The following is a 13,271-nucleotide window of genomic DNA, read 5'->3' on the forward strand; positions in this document are numbered from 1 at the left end:
ATGAAGCCATCCAGCTCGGCCTGGTGGGAGGCCCAGTACAACAACCGCCAGCGCGTCAGCGACAGCGCCGAGATCCTGCAGCGCTGGGCGCAGGCCTCGGCGCTGACGCGTTCGCGCATCCCGGCCCATCTGGACCTGCCCTATGGCGAGGGCCCGATGGAGCGCCTGGACGTCTTTCCGGCGGATACCGCGGAGCCGGCGCCGGTGCTGGTCTTTCTGCACGGCGGCTACTGGCGCTCGCTGGACAAGAGCGACCACTCCTTCCTGGCCGCGGTGTTCCGCGACGAGGGTGCGATGGTGGTCGTGCCCAACTACAGCCTCTGTCCCGAGGTGGGGATGGAGCGCATCCCACTGCAGCTGAGCCAGGCGCTGGCCTGGGTCTGGCGCCATGCCGGGCGCTATGGCGGCGACCCGACGCGCATCGTCGTCGCGGGGCATTCGGCGGGCGGGCACCTGGCGGCGATGCTGATGTGCTGCGACTGGAAGACGGTGGCGCCGGAGCTGCCGCGCCATCTGGTCAAGGGAGCGCTGAGCATCTCGGGCCTGCATGACCTGGCACCGCTGCTGCGCGTGCCTTCGCTGCAGGCCGATTTGCGGTTGGACGAGGCGTCGGTGCGGCGGCTCAGCCCGGTGCATTTCCCGCCGCCCGAGCAGCCGTTGTACGCGCTGGTGGGCGGCGACGAAAGCGAGGAATTCCAGCGCCAGACGGGGCTGATCCGCGAGGCCTGGGGACCGCGCACCGTGCCGGTCTGCGAGCGCCTGCGGGGCTTCAACCATTTCACCGTGCTGCACGACCTCGCCGACCCCGAGGGCCGCAGCCACCAGATGGCGCGCCACCTGCTGGATCTGCGCTGGTATAGCGCACTGCTATGAATCGCATTGAAGTTCTGTATTGGCTCCCGTCCGGGCTTTGAGCTAGCGTCTTGGCGTGCCGCCGGTTCGAGAGGCATCCGGGTGCAGGGGCCCAGGGGGCCGCTTTCAGTGATCGCCAACCATTTCCGAAGGGAGTGAGCCATGGGACTGAAGGGATCCAAGACCGAGCAGAACCTCAAGGACGCGTTCGCCGGTGAGTCGCAGGCCAATCGCCGTTACCTGTACTTCGCGAACAAGGCCGACATCGAGGGCCAGAACGACGTGGCGGCGTTGTTCCGTTCCACGGCCGAAGGTGAGACCGGCCACGCGCATGGGCATCTGGAGTTTCTCGAGCAGGTGGGCGACCCGGCCACCGGGCTGCCGATCGGCGCGACGCGCGACAACCTGAAGGCCGCGGTGGCCGGCGAGACGCACGAGTACACCGACATGTACCCGGGCATGGCCAGGACCGCGCGCGACGAAGGCTTCGACGAGATCGCGGACTGGTTCGAGACCCTGGCGAAAGCGGAGCGCTCGCACGCCAACCGCTACCAGAAGGCACTGGACGCGCTGGTCGACTGAGACCGGCCTAGCCCGCCGCGAGGCGGGTACTTCCACGCGGGGCGGCGGCGCGTGTGCGCCGCAATGCGCCGGGGCCGCCGTGGGCTCCAGCGCATTGCGCGATCCTGTCCCCGGAGCGGCTCATGAGCACGAGAGAAGGCAATCTGGAGGCGCCCACCCGGCATCCGCTGGACTGGAAGAACCCTTCGTTCTACGACGAACAGCAATGCCTCCACGAGATGGAGCGCATCTTCGAGATCTGCCATGGCTGCCGGCGCTGCGTCAACCTGTGCCAGGCCTTTCCCACCTTGTTCGATCTCGTCGACCAGGGGCCCAGTGGCGAGGTGGACGGGGTGGCGCGCCAGGACTTCTGGAAGGTGGTGGAGCAGTGTTATCTGTGCGACCTCTGCTACATGACCAAGTGTCCCTATGTGCCTCCGCATGCCTGGAACCTGGACTTCCCGCACACCATGCTGCGCGCCAAGGCGATCCGCTTCCGCAAGGGCGAGGTCGGTGTGGGCGAGCGCTTTCTCGCCTCCACCGACGTGCATGGCCAGTTCGCCGGCATTCCCGTCGTGGTTCAGGGCGTCAACGCGGTGAACCGCACGCGCGCGGCGCGCCGCGCGATGGACGCCGTGCTGGGCGTGCATCCGCGGGCCTGGATGCCGCCGCTGGCGAACTGGCGTTTCCGCTGGGGCGCCGCCGACAGCCGCGCGCAGGTGGTCACCCACGGCGAGCGCACGCCGGGCCGGGTGGCGATCTTCTCCACCTGCTACATCAACTACAACGAGCCGGGCATCGGCCACGACCTGCTCAAGCTGCTGGCGCACAACGAGATTCCCTATGAAATCGTCGAGAAGGAGCGCTGCTGCGGCATGCCCAAGCTGGAGCTGGGCGACCTGGACGCGGTGGCGCGCCACAAGGAAGCCAACATCCCCGTGCTGGCGCGCTACGCCCGCGAGGGCTATGCCATCCTCAGCGCCATCCCCAGCTGCACGCTGATGTTCAAGCAGGAGCTGCCGCTGATGTTCCCGGACGATGCCGAGGTGCTGCAGGTGCGCGACGCGATCTGGGATCCCTTCGAATACCTGGTGGCGCGGCACAAGGACGGCCTGCTGAGGACGGACTTCAAGACGCCGCTGGGCCGGGTCAGCTACCACATCCCCTGCCATGCGCGGGTGCAGAACATGGGCCGCAAGACCGAGGAGATGTTCAAGCTGATCGGCCGCCATGTGGCGCTGCAGCTCAACACCGTGGAGCGCTGTTCCGGCCATGCCGGCACCTACGGTGTGAAGACGCCCTATCACCCGGTCGCGATGAAGATAGGCCGGCCGGTGTTCAAGGCCATGGCCAAGGACGATCCCGAGGTGATCGCGTCGGACTGCGCGCTGGCCATCCATCACATCGGCCAGGGCATGGCCGAGGCCGGCACGCCGGCGCGCGCGATGATGCACCCGCTGAGTCTGGTGCGACGGGCCTATGGCCTGGACTGACGTTCCCGACCTTCTCACAGGAGCCGCGATGCCGCCGCCGACACTCACCCCCGACACACTGATGAGCCTGGAGGCCTATGCGCGGGCCCGCGCGGCGCTCAAGCCGCAGATCATCGCCCACCGTCGCCTGCGCAGCGTGCAGCTGGGTGAGCACATGACGCTGCAGTTCGAGGACGAACAGACCATCCGCTACCAGATCCAGGAGATGCTGCGCATCGAGCGCATCTTCGAGCCCGAGGGCATCCTGCAGGAGATCGCCGCCTATGCGCCGCTGCTGCCCGACGGCACGAACTGGAAGGCCACGCTGCTGCTGGAGTATCCCGACCCGAACGAGCGGCGGCGCGCGCTGGCGGGCCTGATCGGCGTGGAAGACCGCATGTTCGTCGAGGTCGAGGGGCACGCCAGGCAGTACGCGATCGCCGACGAGGACCTGGCGCGCGAGAACGAACAGAAGACCTCGTCGGTGCATTTCCTGCGCTTCGAGCTGCCGCTGGTGGCGCGCCAGGCGGTGCGGGCCGGGGCCCGGGTGCTGCTGGGCTGCGACCACCGCAACTACCCCGCGCACCGGGAGATCCCGGCCGAGACGCTGAGCGCGCTGGCGGGCGATCTGGTCTGAGCCGATGCACCGCATGGGTGGGCCACGCGGCCGCGGCCGGGCCTACCAGCGACAGCCTTTGTCGCGCAGTGCGTCGGCGGCCAGCGGCAGCGCCGCCAACACGCCGTAGCGGGCATAGGCGTCGCGGCAGTCCTTGTTGGCCGCGTTCTCCACGGCCTTCTCCACCTTGTTCTTGTGCTCTGGTGGCACGGGCACGGTGCGTATCAGCCCGATCGCGCTGCCGCGCGAGGGCTCGCCGCCACGCGGCAGGCGCAGATCCAGCGGACGCTGCGGCGCGCTCGCCGGGGCCGAAGGCGGCAGTGCGAGGTCATGGCCCACGCGGGCGCCCGCGTCGGGACCACCCGGCAGCGTGGAGCCGTCCAGCGCGACGCGGCCTGCCGGCGAGGCCGGCTGCGGGCCCGGGGACGCATGGCCGGTCGATGCGGGCGGGGTGCTGCGCTCGGGCGTGGCCGAGGCGGCGGTCGTGCCGGGCGGTGTGGCGGTCGCGGGTACCGGTGCGGGTGCGGCTGACGAGGGGGTTGGGGCGGTCGCGGGCAGTTCCAGCCGGGGCGCGGGTTGCAGGTCGCTGGATGTGGCGTTGGCCTGCGTCACCGCCGGGTTGCGCTCGATCGCAGCCGGGCGTTGTGCCGCGGTGGCGGGCAGGGGGGCCTCGCCGTCCATCTGGCGCAGCACCGCCGGCGGAGCCGTGAGCAGCTGCAGCGCTGGCGTGGTGGACAGCGGTGCGGCGAGCTCGGGCCGGGCGGGGCTGCGGCGTTCGATGGGCGCTGCCGGCGCCGGGCGGGCCAAGAAGGGGACAGGGTCGGCGTTGAACTGGCGTGTCGCGGGTGCGGCCGGCAGGACGAGTGCCGGTGCCGGCGCGAGCGGCGCCTCCGTGGCGCCCGGGTCGGCGCGCCGGGGCTCGATAGGAGAGAGCGCCTGGCGGGCGGAGGCGGTCGGGGGCGGTGGCGCCTGCAGGCGCTGGATCGTTGCCGTGGGCTCGGGCAGGGTCAAACTGGGCGAGGGGGGCAGGTCTTGCCGTGCCTGGGCCTGGGCGTTGATCGCCTCGATGCGGCCCGCTGCCGCGCGTTCGGGCCGGGGGGGCGGCGTGGCCTCGAAGCGCTGCACGGACGGCGGCGCGGGCTGCGGCACAGTCGTGGTCGGTGGCGGTTCGGTGGGCTCGGCCGGTGCGGGCGTGGCCGGGCGCTCGTCGGCGGGGGGCCGCGTTGGCGCCGGTCCAGGCGTGTCGCGACCGGTGGCACGCTCGCTGGGCTGGGCGCGCCACTGTCCCAGTCGTGCCGCGCCGGGGCCGGCGTCGGGCGGGGGGGGCGAATCGGCCGGCCTGACCATGCCGCCGAAGCGCTGCTGGGCATGCGTGCCCACGGGACCGGCCTCGGGCACGCTGGGCGCGCCGGCGCCGCTGCCGGCCTCGGGGCGCAGGCCGCGCAGGTTCACGCTCAGCGAGCCCCAGCGGCCTTCGCCGGGCTTGGCGCTGCCGCCCGGCGCGCTGCCGAACATCAGGATCAGCCAGACATGCAGCAGCAGAGCCAGCAGCAGCGCCTGATGCAGCGGCGCCGGCCGGCCCGGGATGGCGGCGCGGGACAGCGGCTGGGGCAGGGCGAGGCGGATCATGGGCTGCGGCGTGGCTGCCCGCAGCATAGCGGCTGTGGGCCCATGGGCCGGCCCCGGGGCAGCCCTGGGCCTGGATCAGAGCGCGGTGTAGCGGCCGGGTCGGTGGTTGATCGCCAGCGCCGCATTCATCGCCAGCATGCCCAGCAGCGACAGCCCGATGCGCTCCGGTGCGACAAAGGCGGCGGAGGCCAGCAGGATGCAGCCGTCCAGCACCGCCTGCACGATGCCGGCGCGCCAGCCTTTTTTCTCCTGCAGCCACAGCACCAGCACGTTCAGGCCGCCCAGGCTGGCGCGGTGGCGGAACAGGATCAGCATGCCGGCCCCGATCAGCAGGCCGCCGGCCACGGCGCCGAACAGCGGATGCAGCCGACCGAACTGCAGCCATTGCGGCAGCAGCTCCGACAGCGTGGACATCAGCGTGATCGCGGCAATGGTCTTGAGCGTGAAAGCCAGCCCGAGGCGCCGGTAGGCCAGCCAGTAGAAGGGCAGGTTGAGGCAGAAGAACAGGGCCCCGAAGGGCCAGCCGCCGGCATAGTGCAGCAGGAACGCAATGCCCACGGTGCCGCCGGTCAGCATGCCCAACTGCTTGAACATCGCCACGCCCAGGGCGACGAACAGGCTGCCGGTCAGCAGGGCCTGCAGGTCCTCGAACAGGCTGTGCCGGAACACGCGCGACGCGTGCTTGAGCGCGACATGGCCGTTCATTCGCCCACGCCCGCCAGGAAGTACTTGATCACGCCCTTGGCCGCGAAGCCCAGCAGCCCGAAGCCCAGGCCCAGCAGCAGGATGAAGGTGCCGAAGCGGCCCGCCTTGGACTCGCGCGCCAGCTGCAGGATGATGAACAGCATGTAGAGCATGAAGGCGGTAACGCCCACGCTCAGGCCGAACTGAGCGATCTGCTCCTCGGAATACCCGAACAACTTACTTCTCCATTGCCGCTCAGTGCTCGCCCTGGGGGCGGCGCACCAGGTCGCGGTAGGCATGCCAGCTGGCGTGACCCAGCAGGGGCAGCACCAGCACCAGCCCCAGCATGAAGGTGGCCATGCCCAGCAGGGTCAGGGCCATGATGAGAAAGGCCCACAGCGCGATCGGCGCGGGATGCTCCATCACGACGCGCCAGCTCGCGAACACCGCGGCCAGCACGCGCATGCGCTGCTCCATCAGCAGCGGCACCGCGACGACGGTGGAGGCAAACACCGGCGCGGCCAGCAGCGCGCCCAATGCCAGCCAGACCTCGAACAGATAGCCTTCGGGCGCCAGCACCACGCGGCGCAGGAAGTCGGCCGGCGTGCTGATGTGGCCCGGCGCATAGGCCGTGATCAGCGCCGCCGACACCAGCACCCAGCCGGTTCCGGCCAACGCCAGCAGCAGGCCGAACTTGACCAACTGGCCGTTGCGCGGCCACCAGGCCTGGGCGACGGTGCCTAGGTCCGGACGCCGGCCCAGCTCCAGCGCATGGCTCAGCGCATAAAAGCCGGTGGCCAGGATGGGCGCGACCAGCAGGAAGCCGCTGAAGGCCCCGGCCAGCAGCCAGAAGCGGTCGCGCGCCAGGGTCAGGATCAGGCTGCCGATCAGCGCCAGCCCCAGGCCTTGCAGCAGCGAGGGCAGCGGGCAGCGCCAAAGGTCGCGCCAGCCCATGGCCAGCCAGGCCAGGGGCCGCAGCGGCGGCACCGGCCGCACGCCGAAACGGCGCGATTCATGGAGGGCTTGGCGGGTGTAGGGCATTGGTCGCATGCTGCCACGATAGCGCGCGATGCGAATTGATGCCTATCAATTGCGCGAAATACAACCGCGATGGGCGGCTGCGGCGAGGGCTCGGGCGCCGTGACGGAGCGGAGGGGTCAGCGGCTGGCGCGCTCGACCAGGCTGGCGTCGATGGCGCCCAGGTCGGCACGGCGCGCGCCGGTGAAGCGCTTGGCCCAGTAGCTTTCGCGCATGTCCTCGACCCGCACGGCGCTGCCGGTGCGGGGCGCATGGATGAACTTGCCCTCGCCGACGTAGATGCCCACGTGGGAGAAGGTGCGGCGCATGGTGTTGAAGAACACCAGGTCGCCGGGCTTGAGTTCTTCGCGCTGGATGGGCACCAGGCTGGACAGCCGGGCCTGCTCGTCGGCGCGGTGGGGCAGCACCAGCCCCAGGCTCATTTCGAAGATGTGGCGCGTGAAGCCGCTGCAATCGAAGCCGTTGTCTTGCGAATTGCCGCCCCGCTTGTAGGGGACGCCGAGGAAGTTCATCGCCGACAGCACCAGATCGGACGCCTTGTCGCGCACCTGGCTGAGCATGCCGCTGCCACTGTTGCCCAGCAGGCCTTTTTCCTGCAGGAAGCGGCTCACCGCATCACCGGCGTTGCCGGTACCGGCCGCGGCCGGCACTTGAGCGCTCGGCGGGGTCGCGGTCGGGCTTGCGGGGGCCGCGGCCGCCTGGCTGAGACTCTGCCCGTAGGCGCCCATCATGGTGCCGGGCGGCGGCTTCAGGGCCGGCGTGGCGGCGGGAGCGGACTGGGCCTGCACCGCGCCCACGCAGGCCATCGCCAGCACCGTCGCGCAGGCCAGGGGCCGGCACAGGCGGGGGAGCGATTTCGCGGGGGACGAAGTGAGGCGGGATTCGGTCATGGTGATCGGCGCGCAGCTTAAGAAGCCGGGCCAAGGGCTGTCAAGGGAAGTCTCGAATGGATACGTGTTTGTCCGAGGTCTGAGTCGACGGACGGTCCACGGTACTCCCTAGAACCTAGGGTTTCCACGGAACGAATGCTGGGTCCGTATTGGACCACAGAAGCGCGCCGCGTCCTGTGCCGGAATGCGCGGTTTTTTGCGGTGCAGCAAATGCCGCAGTGCTCGGCTCGGAGGGTCAGACTGCTGTCAGGGCCTCTGTATGAAATCAATCCACCCCTCGATCCATAAAGAAGCGCAGGGCCCCGGCGTCCTGGGGCCCCTGCCAATGCCAGGAGACATGCCATGGTTGCCGCCGCCTATCAGGCCTTCTATCAACAGTCGCTGGACCAGCCCGACGCGTTCTGGCGCGAGCAGGCGGCACTGGTCGACTGGCAGCAGCCTTTCGAGCAGGTCTGCGACTTTTCGCGCCCCCCGTTCGCGCGCTGGTTCGTTGGCGGGCGCACCAATCTGTGCCACAACGCGGTGGACCGCCACGCCAGCCAGCGGCCCGACGCGGCGGCGCTGATCTGGGTCTCCACCGAGACCGGGCAGAAACGGGTGTACAGCTTCGCGCAATTGCAGCGCGAGGTGGAAACCCTGGCCGCCATCCTGCGCGCCCAGGGCGTCCAGCAGGGCGATCGGGTGCAGATCTACATGCCCATGATCCCGGAGGCGGCGTTCGCGATGCTGGCCTGCGCCCGCATCGGGGCCATCCACTCGGTGGTCTTCGGCGGCTTCGCCAGCCATGCGCTGGCCAGCCGCATCGACGACGCGACGCCGCGCCTGATCGTCAGCGCCGACGCGGGCAGCCGCGGCGGCAAGGTCGTGCCCTACAAGCCGCTGCTGGACGAGGCCATCCAGCTGGCCCAGCACAAGCCCGAGAAGGTGCTGATGGTGGACCGCGGCCTGGCGCCGTTCGAGCGCGTGGCCGGGCGCGACCTGGACTACGCCGCGCTGCGCCAGGCGCATGGCGGCGAGCGGGTGGACTGCGTCTGGCTGGAGTCCAGCACGCCCAGCTACACGCTCTACACCAGCGGCACCACCGGCAAGCCCAAGGGTGTGCAGCGCGACGTGGGCGGCTACTGCGTCGCGCTGGCCGCGAGCATGAAGCACATCTTCGGCGGCCATGCGGGCGAGACTTTTTTCTCCACCAGCGACATCGGCTGGGTGGTCGGCCACAGCTACATCATCTACGGGCCGCTGATCGCCGGCATGGCGACGCTGATGTACGAGGGCCTGCCGGTGCTCAGCGGGCGCGGGGCGTCGGCCGAGCCGGACGCCGGGATCTGGTGGCAGCTGGTCGAGAAGTACAAGGTCACGGTGATGTTCAGCGCGCCGACCGCGATCCGCGTGCTGAAGAAGCACGACGCGGCCTTCCTGACGCGCCACGACCTGAGCTCGCTGCGCACGCTGTTCCTGGCTGGCGAGCCGCTGGACGAGCCCACCGCGCGCTGGATCGCCGAGGGCCTGAACAAGCCCATCCTGGACAACTACTGGCAGACCGAGACGGGCTGGCCCATCCTGACACTGGCGCGCGGCGTGGCCGATGACAGCCCCAAGTTCGGCTCACCGGGCGTGCCCATGTATGGCTACCGCGTCAAGTTGCTGGACGAGGCCACCGGCGAGGAGCTGCACGGCGCGCACCAGAAGGGCCTGCTGGCCATCGAGGGGCCGCTGCCCCCGGGCTGCATGCAGACCGTCTGGCGCGACGACGAGCGCTTCGTGCGCACCTACTGGAACGGCATCCCCGGCAAGCAGGTCTATTCCACCTTCGACTGGGCCATGCGCGACGAGGATGGCTTCTACTTCATCCTCGGCCGCAGCGACGACGTGATCAACGTCGCCGGCCATCGCCTGGGCACGCGCGAGATCGAAGAGTGCATCTCCGGCCATCCGGCGGTGGCCGAGGTGGCGGTGGTGGGCGTGGCCGATGCGCTGAAGGGGCAGGTGGCGCTGGCCTTCGCGGTGCTGCGCGACCCCGCCAGGGCGGCGACGCCCGAACAGGCCCAGGCGCTGGAAGGCGAGATCCTGAAGAAGGTCGACGCCGAACTGGGCGCGGTGGCGCGCCCCGCGCGGGTGCGGCTGGTCACGGCCCTGCCCAAGACGCGTTCCGGCAAGCTGCTGCGCCGGGCGCTGCAGGCGGTCAGCGAAGGACGCGATCCGGGTGACCTGTCCACCATCGAGGATCCCAGCGCGCTGGAGCAGATTCGCGCGGCACTGGGCCGGACCTGAGGCGATTGATCGACCTCTGACATCGTTGCCGCGCCACAATCCCCTCGCCGCGGCGCCGTTGCCGCGATGGAGGTAAGACCATGGGGCTGTTGGATTCGATGCTGGGCGCCGCCCAGCAGGCCTTGAGTGGCCAGGCGGGCGCCGGTGGCGCCGACTGGGTGGGCTTGATCGCCGGGCTGCTGTCCAGCCAGGGGCAGGGCGGCGGCGTGGCCGGCGGGCTGGGCGCGCTGCTGCAGCAGCTGGAGTCGGCGGGGCTGGGCGAGCAGGTCCGGTCCTGGGTGTCCACGGGCGCCAATCTGCCGGTGTCGGCGGATCAATTGGGCGCGGCGCTGGGTGGCCATGGCGGTTTGCTGGGCCAGTTGGCGCAGCAGGCCGGCGTGTCGCCGGGCGAGGCCAGCACCCAGCTGAGCCAGTGGTTGCCGCAGATCGTCGATCGGCTCACGCCTCAGGGCCAATTGCCCCAGGGCGACCCGGGCCTGGACGGGCTGTTGGGCCAATTGAGCCAACTGGGCGGCTTGCTGGGCCAGAGCCGCTGAGCCGCCAATCCCGCGCGGCGACGCGAGGCCGGGGTACTCAGCCGCCCCGCAGCATCTGCCAGTCCTGTGCGATGTAGTGCAGCACCGCGTCCTCGTGATGGGGGCCGATGATGCGGTGCGCCGCTCGTTTGACGTCGTCGCTGGCGTTGGCCACGGCGATGGCGTGGTGCGCGGCGCGCAGCATGGGCAGGTCGTTCACCTGGTCGCCGAACACGACCAGCTCGCGGCCCAGCAGGCCGTAGCGCTGCGCCAGGGAAGCGATCGCCTGGTCCTTGCTGGCGCGGCGGTCGTGCACGTTGAGCCAGGGCCAGCCGGGCATGTAGATGTCGTCGGCGAGGTGGGTGATCACCTGGTCGCCGAACTGCGCCTCGATCTCGGCCTGCAGGGCCCGCAGCGGCCCGGCCGCGTCGACCACCAGCAAGGTGACCACCGGATCGCGCAGTTCGTCCTGCATGCGCTCGGTGCGGCGCAGCCGCGGATCGGCCTGGCGCTCGCGCTCGTCGACGAAGCGCTGCTGGCCCTCGTTGCTGACGGTCTGCCAGAACAGCTGGTCGCCCGACGGACCATGCGTGGCGACGAAGGGCATCAGCCCGTGCCGTCGCACCAGCGCGAAGATGGCCTGCCCCAGCGCCGGTTCCATCGCATTGACCAGCTCGTAGCGTCCGCTGGTGAGGTCGGCGATGTAGGCGCCGTTGGACGAGACCACCGGCAGCCGGATCGGCAGCCCCTCCAGGATGCGGCGCATGGACACCACGTTGCGGGCGCTGGCCACCGTGAAGGGCAGGCCCTCCAGCAGCAGCTCGGTCAGCCCGCTGCGGGTGCGCGAGGACAGCTGGGCCTGCGGGTCCAGCAGGGTGCCGTCCAGGTCCGAAACATAGAAGCGCATGGGCGTCAGCCGGCGGCGTGGCGGCGCGCCCGGGTCACAGCACCTCGGACGCGAAGTCCGCCAGGCGCGAGCGTTCGCCGCGCGCCAGGGTCACGTGGCCGCTGTGGGCCCAGCCCTTGAACTTGTCGACCGCATAGGTCAGGCCCGAGCTGCCTTCGGTCAGATAGGGCGTGTCGATCTGCGCCAGGTTGCCCAGGCAGACGATCTTGGTGCCCGGACCGGCGCGGGTGATCAGCGTTTTCATCTGCTTGGGCGTCAGGTTCTGCGCCTCGTCGATGATCACGTACTTGTTCAGGAAGGTGCGCCCGCGCATGAAGTTCAGGCTCTTGATCTTGATCTTGCTGCGCACCAGGTCGTTGGTGGCGGCGCGGCCCCATTCGCCGGCGCTGTTGTCGCTGCGCGCCAGCACCTCTAGGTTGTCGTCCAGCGCGCCCATCCAGGGGCCCATCTTCTCCTCCTCGGTGCCGGGGAGGAAGCCGATGTCCTCGCCCACCGGCACGGTGACGCGGGTGACGATGATCTCGCTGTAGCGGCGCTCGTCCAACACCTGCGACAGCCCGGCGGCCAGGGTCATCAGCGTCTTGCCGGTGCCGGCCGAGCCGGTCAGCGTGACGAAGTCGCAGTCCGGGTCCATCAGCAGGTTGAGCGCGAAGTTCTGTTCGCGGTTGCGCGCCGCGACGCCCCAGACGGCGTTCTTCTGGTGGCCGTAGTCCTTCAGCGTGCGCAGCACCGCGGTCTTGCCGGTGATCTCGTTGACCTTGGCATACAGCGGCGCGGCGCCGGGGGCTTCGAGATAGACCAGCTGGTTCACCAGCAGCGTGGGCACCAGCGGGCCGCTGATGCGATAGAAGGTGGTGCCGCCCTGGCTCCAGCTCTCCATGGTCTTGCCGTGGCGCTCCCAGAAGTCCGCCGGCAGGGCCTGGACGCCGGTGTACAGCAGGTCCGAGTCCTCCAGGGTCTTGTCGTTGCGGTAGTCCTCGGCCGGCAGTCCCAGCGCGCGCGCCTTGACGCGCATGTTGATGTCCTTGGACACCAGCACCACCTCGCGGCCCGGCTGCGCTTCCTTGAGCGCCTGCACCACGCCGAGGATCTGGTTGTCGGCCTTGCCCTGCGGCAGGCCCTGGGGCAGCGCGGCGTTCAGCAGCTGGGTCTGGAAGAACAACTTGCCGCCGGCCTCGCGGTGGCCGGTGCCGTCCAGCGGCAGGCCCTTGGCCATCTCCTCCAGGCTGCTGCTCTTCAGACTGGCGGCCAGGTGGTCCAGCTCGCGGCTGACCTGGCGCACGTTGCGCGCGACCTCGGTCATGCCCTTCTTGTGCCCGTCCAGTTCCTCCAGCGTGATCATGGGCAGGTAGATGTCGTGCTCCTCGAAACGGAACAGCGACATCGGGTCGTGCATCAGCACATTGGTGTCCAGCACGAAGAGCTTGGGTTCGCCGGCGGGCTGCTTGCGGGCCTTGGCGCGCGTCGCGGCCGGCTTGGCCTTGGCGGGCGTGGGTGGCGGTGCCACCAGCGCCAGCGAGGGCTGGGTGCTGCCACGCAATTCGGGCGTGGGTGCCGCGGCGACCGCGTCGCGCGGCTTGCCGCCGGCGCGTGTCCGGCCGGCCGACTTCGCGGCGCTGGCCGCGGGGGCGGCGGTGACAGCGGAGGGCAGGGCGGGGGACGCGGCGGCAACGGCGGCGGTCGCGGGAGCCTCGAGCACGGGCGGGCGTTTGCTGGGCGACAGGTTCGTCGCGAGGGCTTCGGGGTCTAGGCGGCTGGCGCGCTGGGTCGGAGGCTTGGGCAGTGGCATGTGCGAGTGAGCGAGACAGGCGGGTAAAGCCCTGGGCCCTCCATCGT

12 protein-coding genes and 1 pseudogene are annotated in these 13,271 nt (G+C 70.3%); 6 read left to right on the top strand and 7 right to left on the bottom strand.

The features are described from left to right. The 4 genes from LZ017_RS11630 to LZ017_RS11645 all read left to right on the top strand — a co-directional run bounded on the left by LZ017_RS11630 (position 1) and on the right by LZ017_RS11645 (position 3,522). Positions 1–873, top strand: coding sequence for an alpha/beta hydrolase (locus LZ017_RS11630; protein ID WP_241396996.1), 873 nt, complete (start codon positions 1–3; stop codon positions 871–873). Between the two features lie 141 nt (positions 874–1,014). After that, positions 1,015–1,434, top strand: a complete 420-nt coding sequence (locus LZ017_RS11635) for a rubrerythrin family protein (RefSeq protein ID WP_241396997.1) — start codon at positions 1,015–1,017, stop codon at positions 1,432–1,434. A 122-nt stretch (positions 1,435–1,556) separates the two neighbouring features. Further along, the gene (locus LZ017_RS11640) at positions 1,557–2,906 is read left to right on the top strand and encodes a (Fe-S)-binding protein (RefSeq protein WP_241396998.1); all 1,350 of its coding nucleotides are present in this window, start codon (positions 1,557–1,559) and stop codon (positions 2,904–2,906) included. Between the two features lie 28 nt (positions 2,907–2,934). Further along, positions 2,935–3,522: a DUF3501 family protein gene (locus tag LZ017_RS11645; RefSeq protein ID WP_241396999.1), complete on the top strand. Its 588-nt coding sequence runs from the start codon at positions 2,935–2,937 to the stop codon at positions 3,520–3,522. Positions 3,523–3,564: 42 nt separating this feature from the next. Here the strand turns inward: LZ017_RS11645 and LZ017_RS11650 are convergent, their stop codons facing one another. The 5 genes from LZ017_RS11650 to LZ017_RS11670 all read right to left on the bottom strand — a co-directional run bounded on the left by LZ017_RS11650 (position 3,565) and on the right by LZ017_RS11670 (position 7,742). Next, positions 3,565–5,130: a hypothetical protein gene (locus LZ017_RS11650; RefSeq protein ID WP_241397000.1), complete on the bottom strand. Its 1,566-nt coding sequence runs from the start codon at positions 5,128–5,130 to the stop codon at positions 3,565–3,567. 75 nt (positions 5,131–5,205) lie between these two features. Beyond that, positions 5,206–5,835, bottom strand: a complete 630-nt coding sequence (locus LZ017_RS11655; RefSeq protein ID WP_241397001.1) for a YitT family protein — start codon at positions 5,833–5,835, stop codon at positions 5,206–5,208. Next, positions 5,832–6,050 carry a DUF2788 domain-containing protein gene (locus LZ017_RS11660; protein WP_241397002.1) on the bottom strand — a complete coding sequence of 73 codons (219 nt, stop codon included), beginning with the start codon at positions 6,048–6,050 and terminating at the stop codon, positions 5,832–5,834. Before LZ017_RS11660 ends, LZ017_RS11655 begins: the two co-directional genes overlap by 4 nt. Positions 6,051–6,069: 19 nt before the next feature. Then, positions 6,070–6,864, bottom strand: a complete 795-nt coding sequence (locus LZ017_RS11665; RefSeq protein ID WP_374109913.1) for a DUF2189 domain-containing protein — start codon at positions 6,862–6,864, stop codon at positions 6,070–6,072. Positions 6,865–6,971: 107 nt separating this feature from the next. After that, a complete protein-coding gene (locus LZ017_RS11670) occupies positions 6,972–7,742 on the bottom strand; it encodes a C40 family peptidase (protein WP_308194072.1) in 771 nt (256 codons plus the stop codon). A 339-nt stretch (positions 7,743–8,081) separates the two neighbouring features. On the opposite strand from LZ017_RS11670, the pseudogene LZ017_RS11675 reads away from it, so the two are divergent. Both LZ017_RS11675 and LZ017_RS11680 read left to right on the top strand, forming a co-directional pair. After that, positions 8,082–10,013 (top strand): annotated as a pseudogene (locus LZ017_RS11675) (propionate--CoA ligase); the annotation flags it as partial. A 38-nt stretch (positions 10,014–10,051) separates the two neighbouring features. Then, entirely contained in the window at positions 10,052–10,549 is a 498-nt protein-coding gene (locus tag LZ017_RS11680; protein WP_374109916.1) for a YidB family protein, read from the top strand. A 37-nt stretch (positions 10,550–10,586) separates the two neighbouring features. On the opposite strand, the gene LZ017_RS11685 is transcribed toward LZ017_RS11680, so the two are convergent. Further along, positions 10,587–11,435: an HAD family hydrolase gene (locus LZ017_RS11685; protein ID WP_241397006.1), complete on the bottom strand. Its 849-nt coding sequence runs from the start codon at positions 11,433–11,435 to the stop codon at positions 10,587–10,589. Between the two features lie 34 nt (positions 11,436–11,469). Further along, positions 11,470–13,224, bottom strand: coding sequence for a PhoH family protein (locus tag LZ017_RS11690; RefSeq protein ID WP_241397007.1), 1,755 nt, complete (start codon positions 13,222–13,224; stop codon positions 11,470–11,472). Positions 13,225–13,271 lie beyond the last annotated feature (47 nt).

Origin of the sequence: Pelomonas sp. CA6, from assembly GCF_022549225.1 — a bacterium.
In the GTDB taxonomy this organism is placed as follows: Bacteria; Pseudomonadota; Gammaproteobacteria; order Burkholderiales; family Burkholderiaceae_C; genus Roseateles.

Bases quoted from the DNA above. Each gene is read 5' to 3' on its own strand.
- LZ017_RS11630 (WP_241396996.1), top strand. From the start codon at position 1: ATGAAGCCATCCAGCTCGGCCTGGTGGGAGGCCCAGTACAACAACCGC.
- LZ017_RS11635 (WP_241396997.1), top strand. From the start codon at position 1,015: ATGGGACTGAAGGGATCCAAGACCGAGCAGAACCTCAAGGACGCGTTC.
- LZ017_RS11640 (WP_241396998.1), top strand. From the start codon at position 1,557: ATGAGCACGAGAGAAGGCAATCTGGAGGCGCCCACCCGGCATCCGCTG.
- LZ017_RS11645 (WP_241396999.1), top strand. From the start codon at position 2,935: ATGCCGCCGCCGACACTCACCCCCGACACACTGATGAGCCTGGAGGCC.
- LZ017_RS11650 (WP_241397000.1), bottom strand. From the start codon at position 5,130: ATGATCCGCCTCGCCCTGCCCCAGCCGCTGTCCCGCGCCGCCATCCCG.
- LZ017_RS11655 (WP_241397001.1), bottom strand. From the start codon at position 5,835: ATGAACGGCCATGTCGCGCTCAAGCACGCGTCGCGCGTGTTCCGGCAC.
- LZ017_RS11665 (WP_374109913.1), bottom strand. From the start codon at position 6,864: ATGCGACCAATGCCCTACACCCGCCAAGCCCTCCATGAATCGCGCCGT.
- LZ017_RS11670 (WP_308194072.1), bottom strand. From the start codon at position 7,742: ATGACCGAATCCCGCCTCACTTCGTCCCCCGCGAAATCGCTCCCCCGC.
- LZ017_RS11685 (WP_241397006.1), bottom strand. From the start codon at position 11,435: ATGCGCTTCTATGTTTCGGACCTGGACGGCACCCTGCTGGACCCGCAG.
- LZ017_RS11690 (WP_241397007.1), bottom strand. From the start codon at position 13,224: ATGCCACTGCCCAAGCCTCCGACCCAGCGCGCCAGCCGCCTAGACCCC.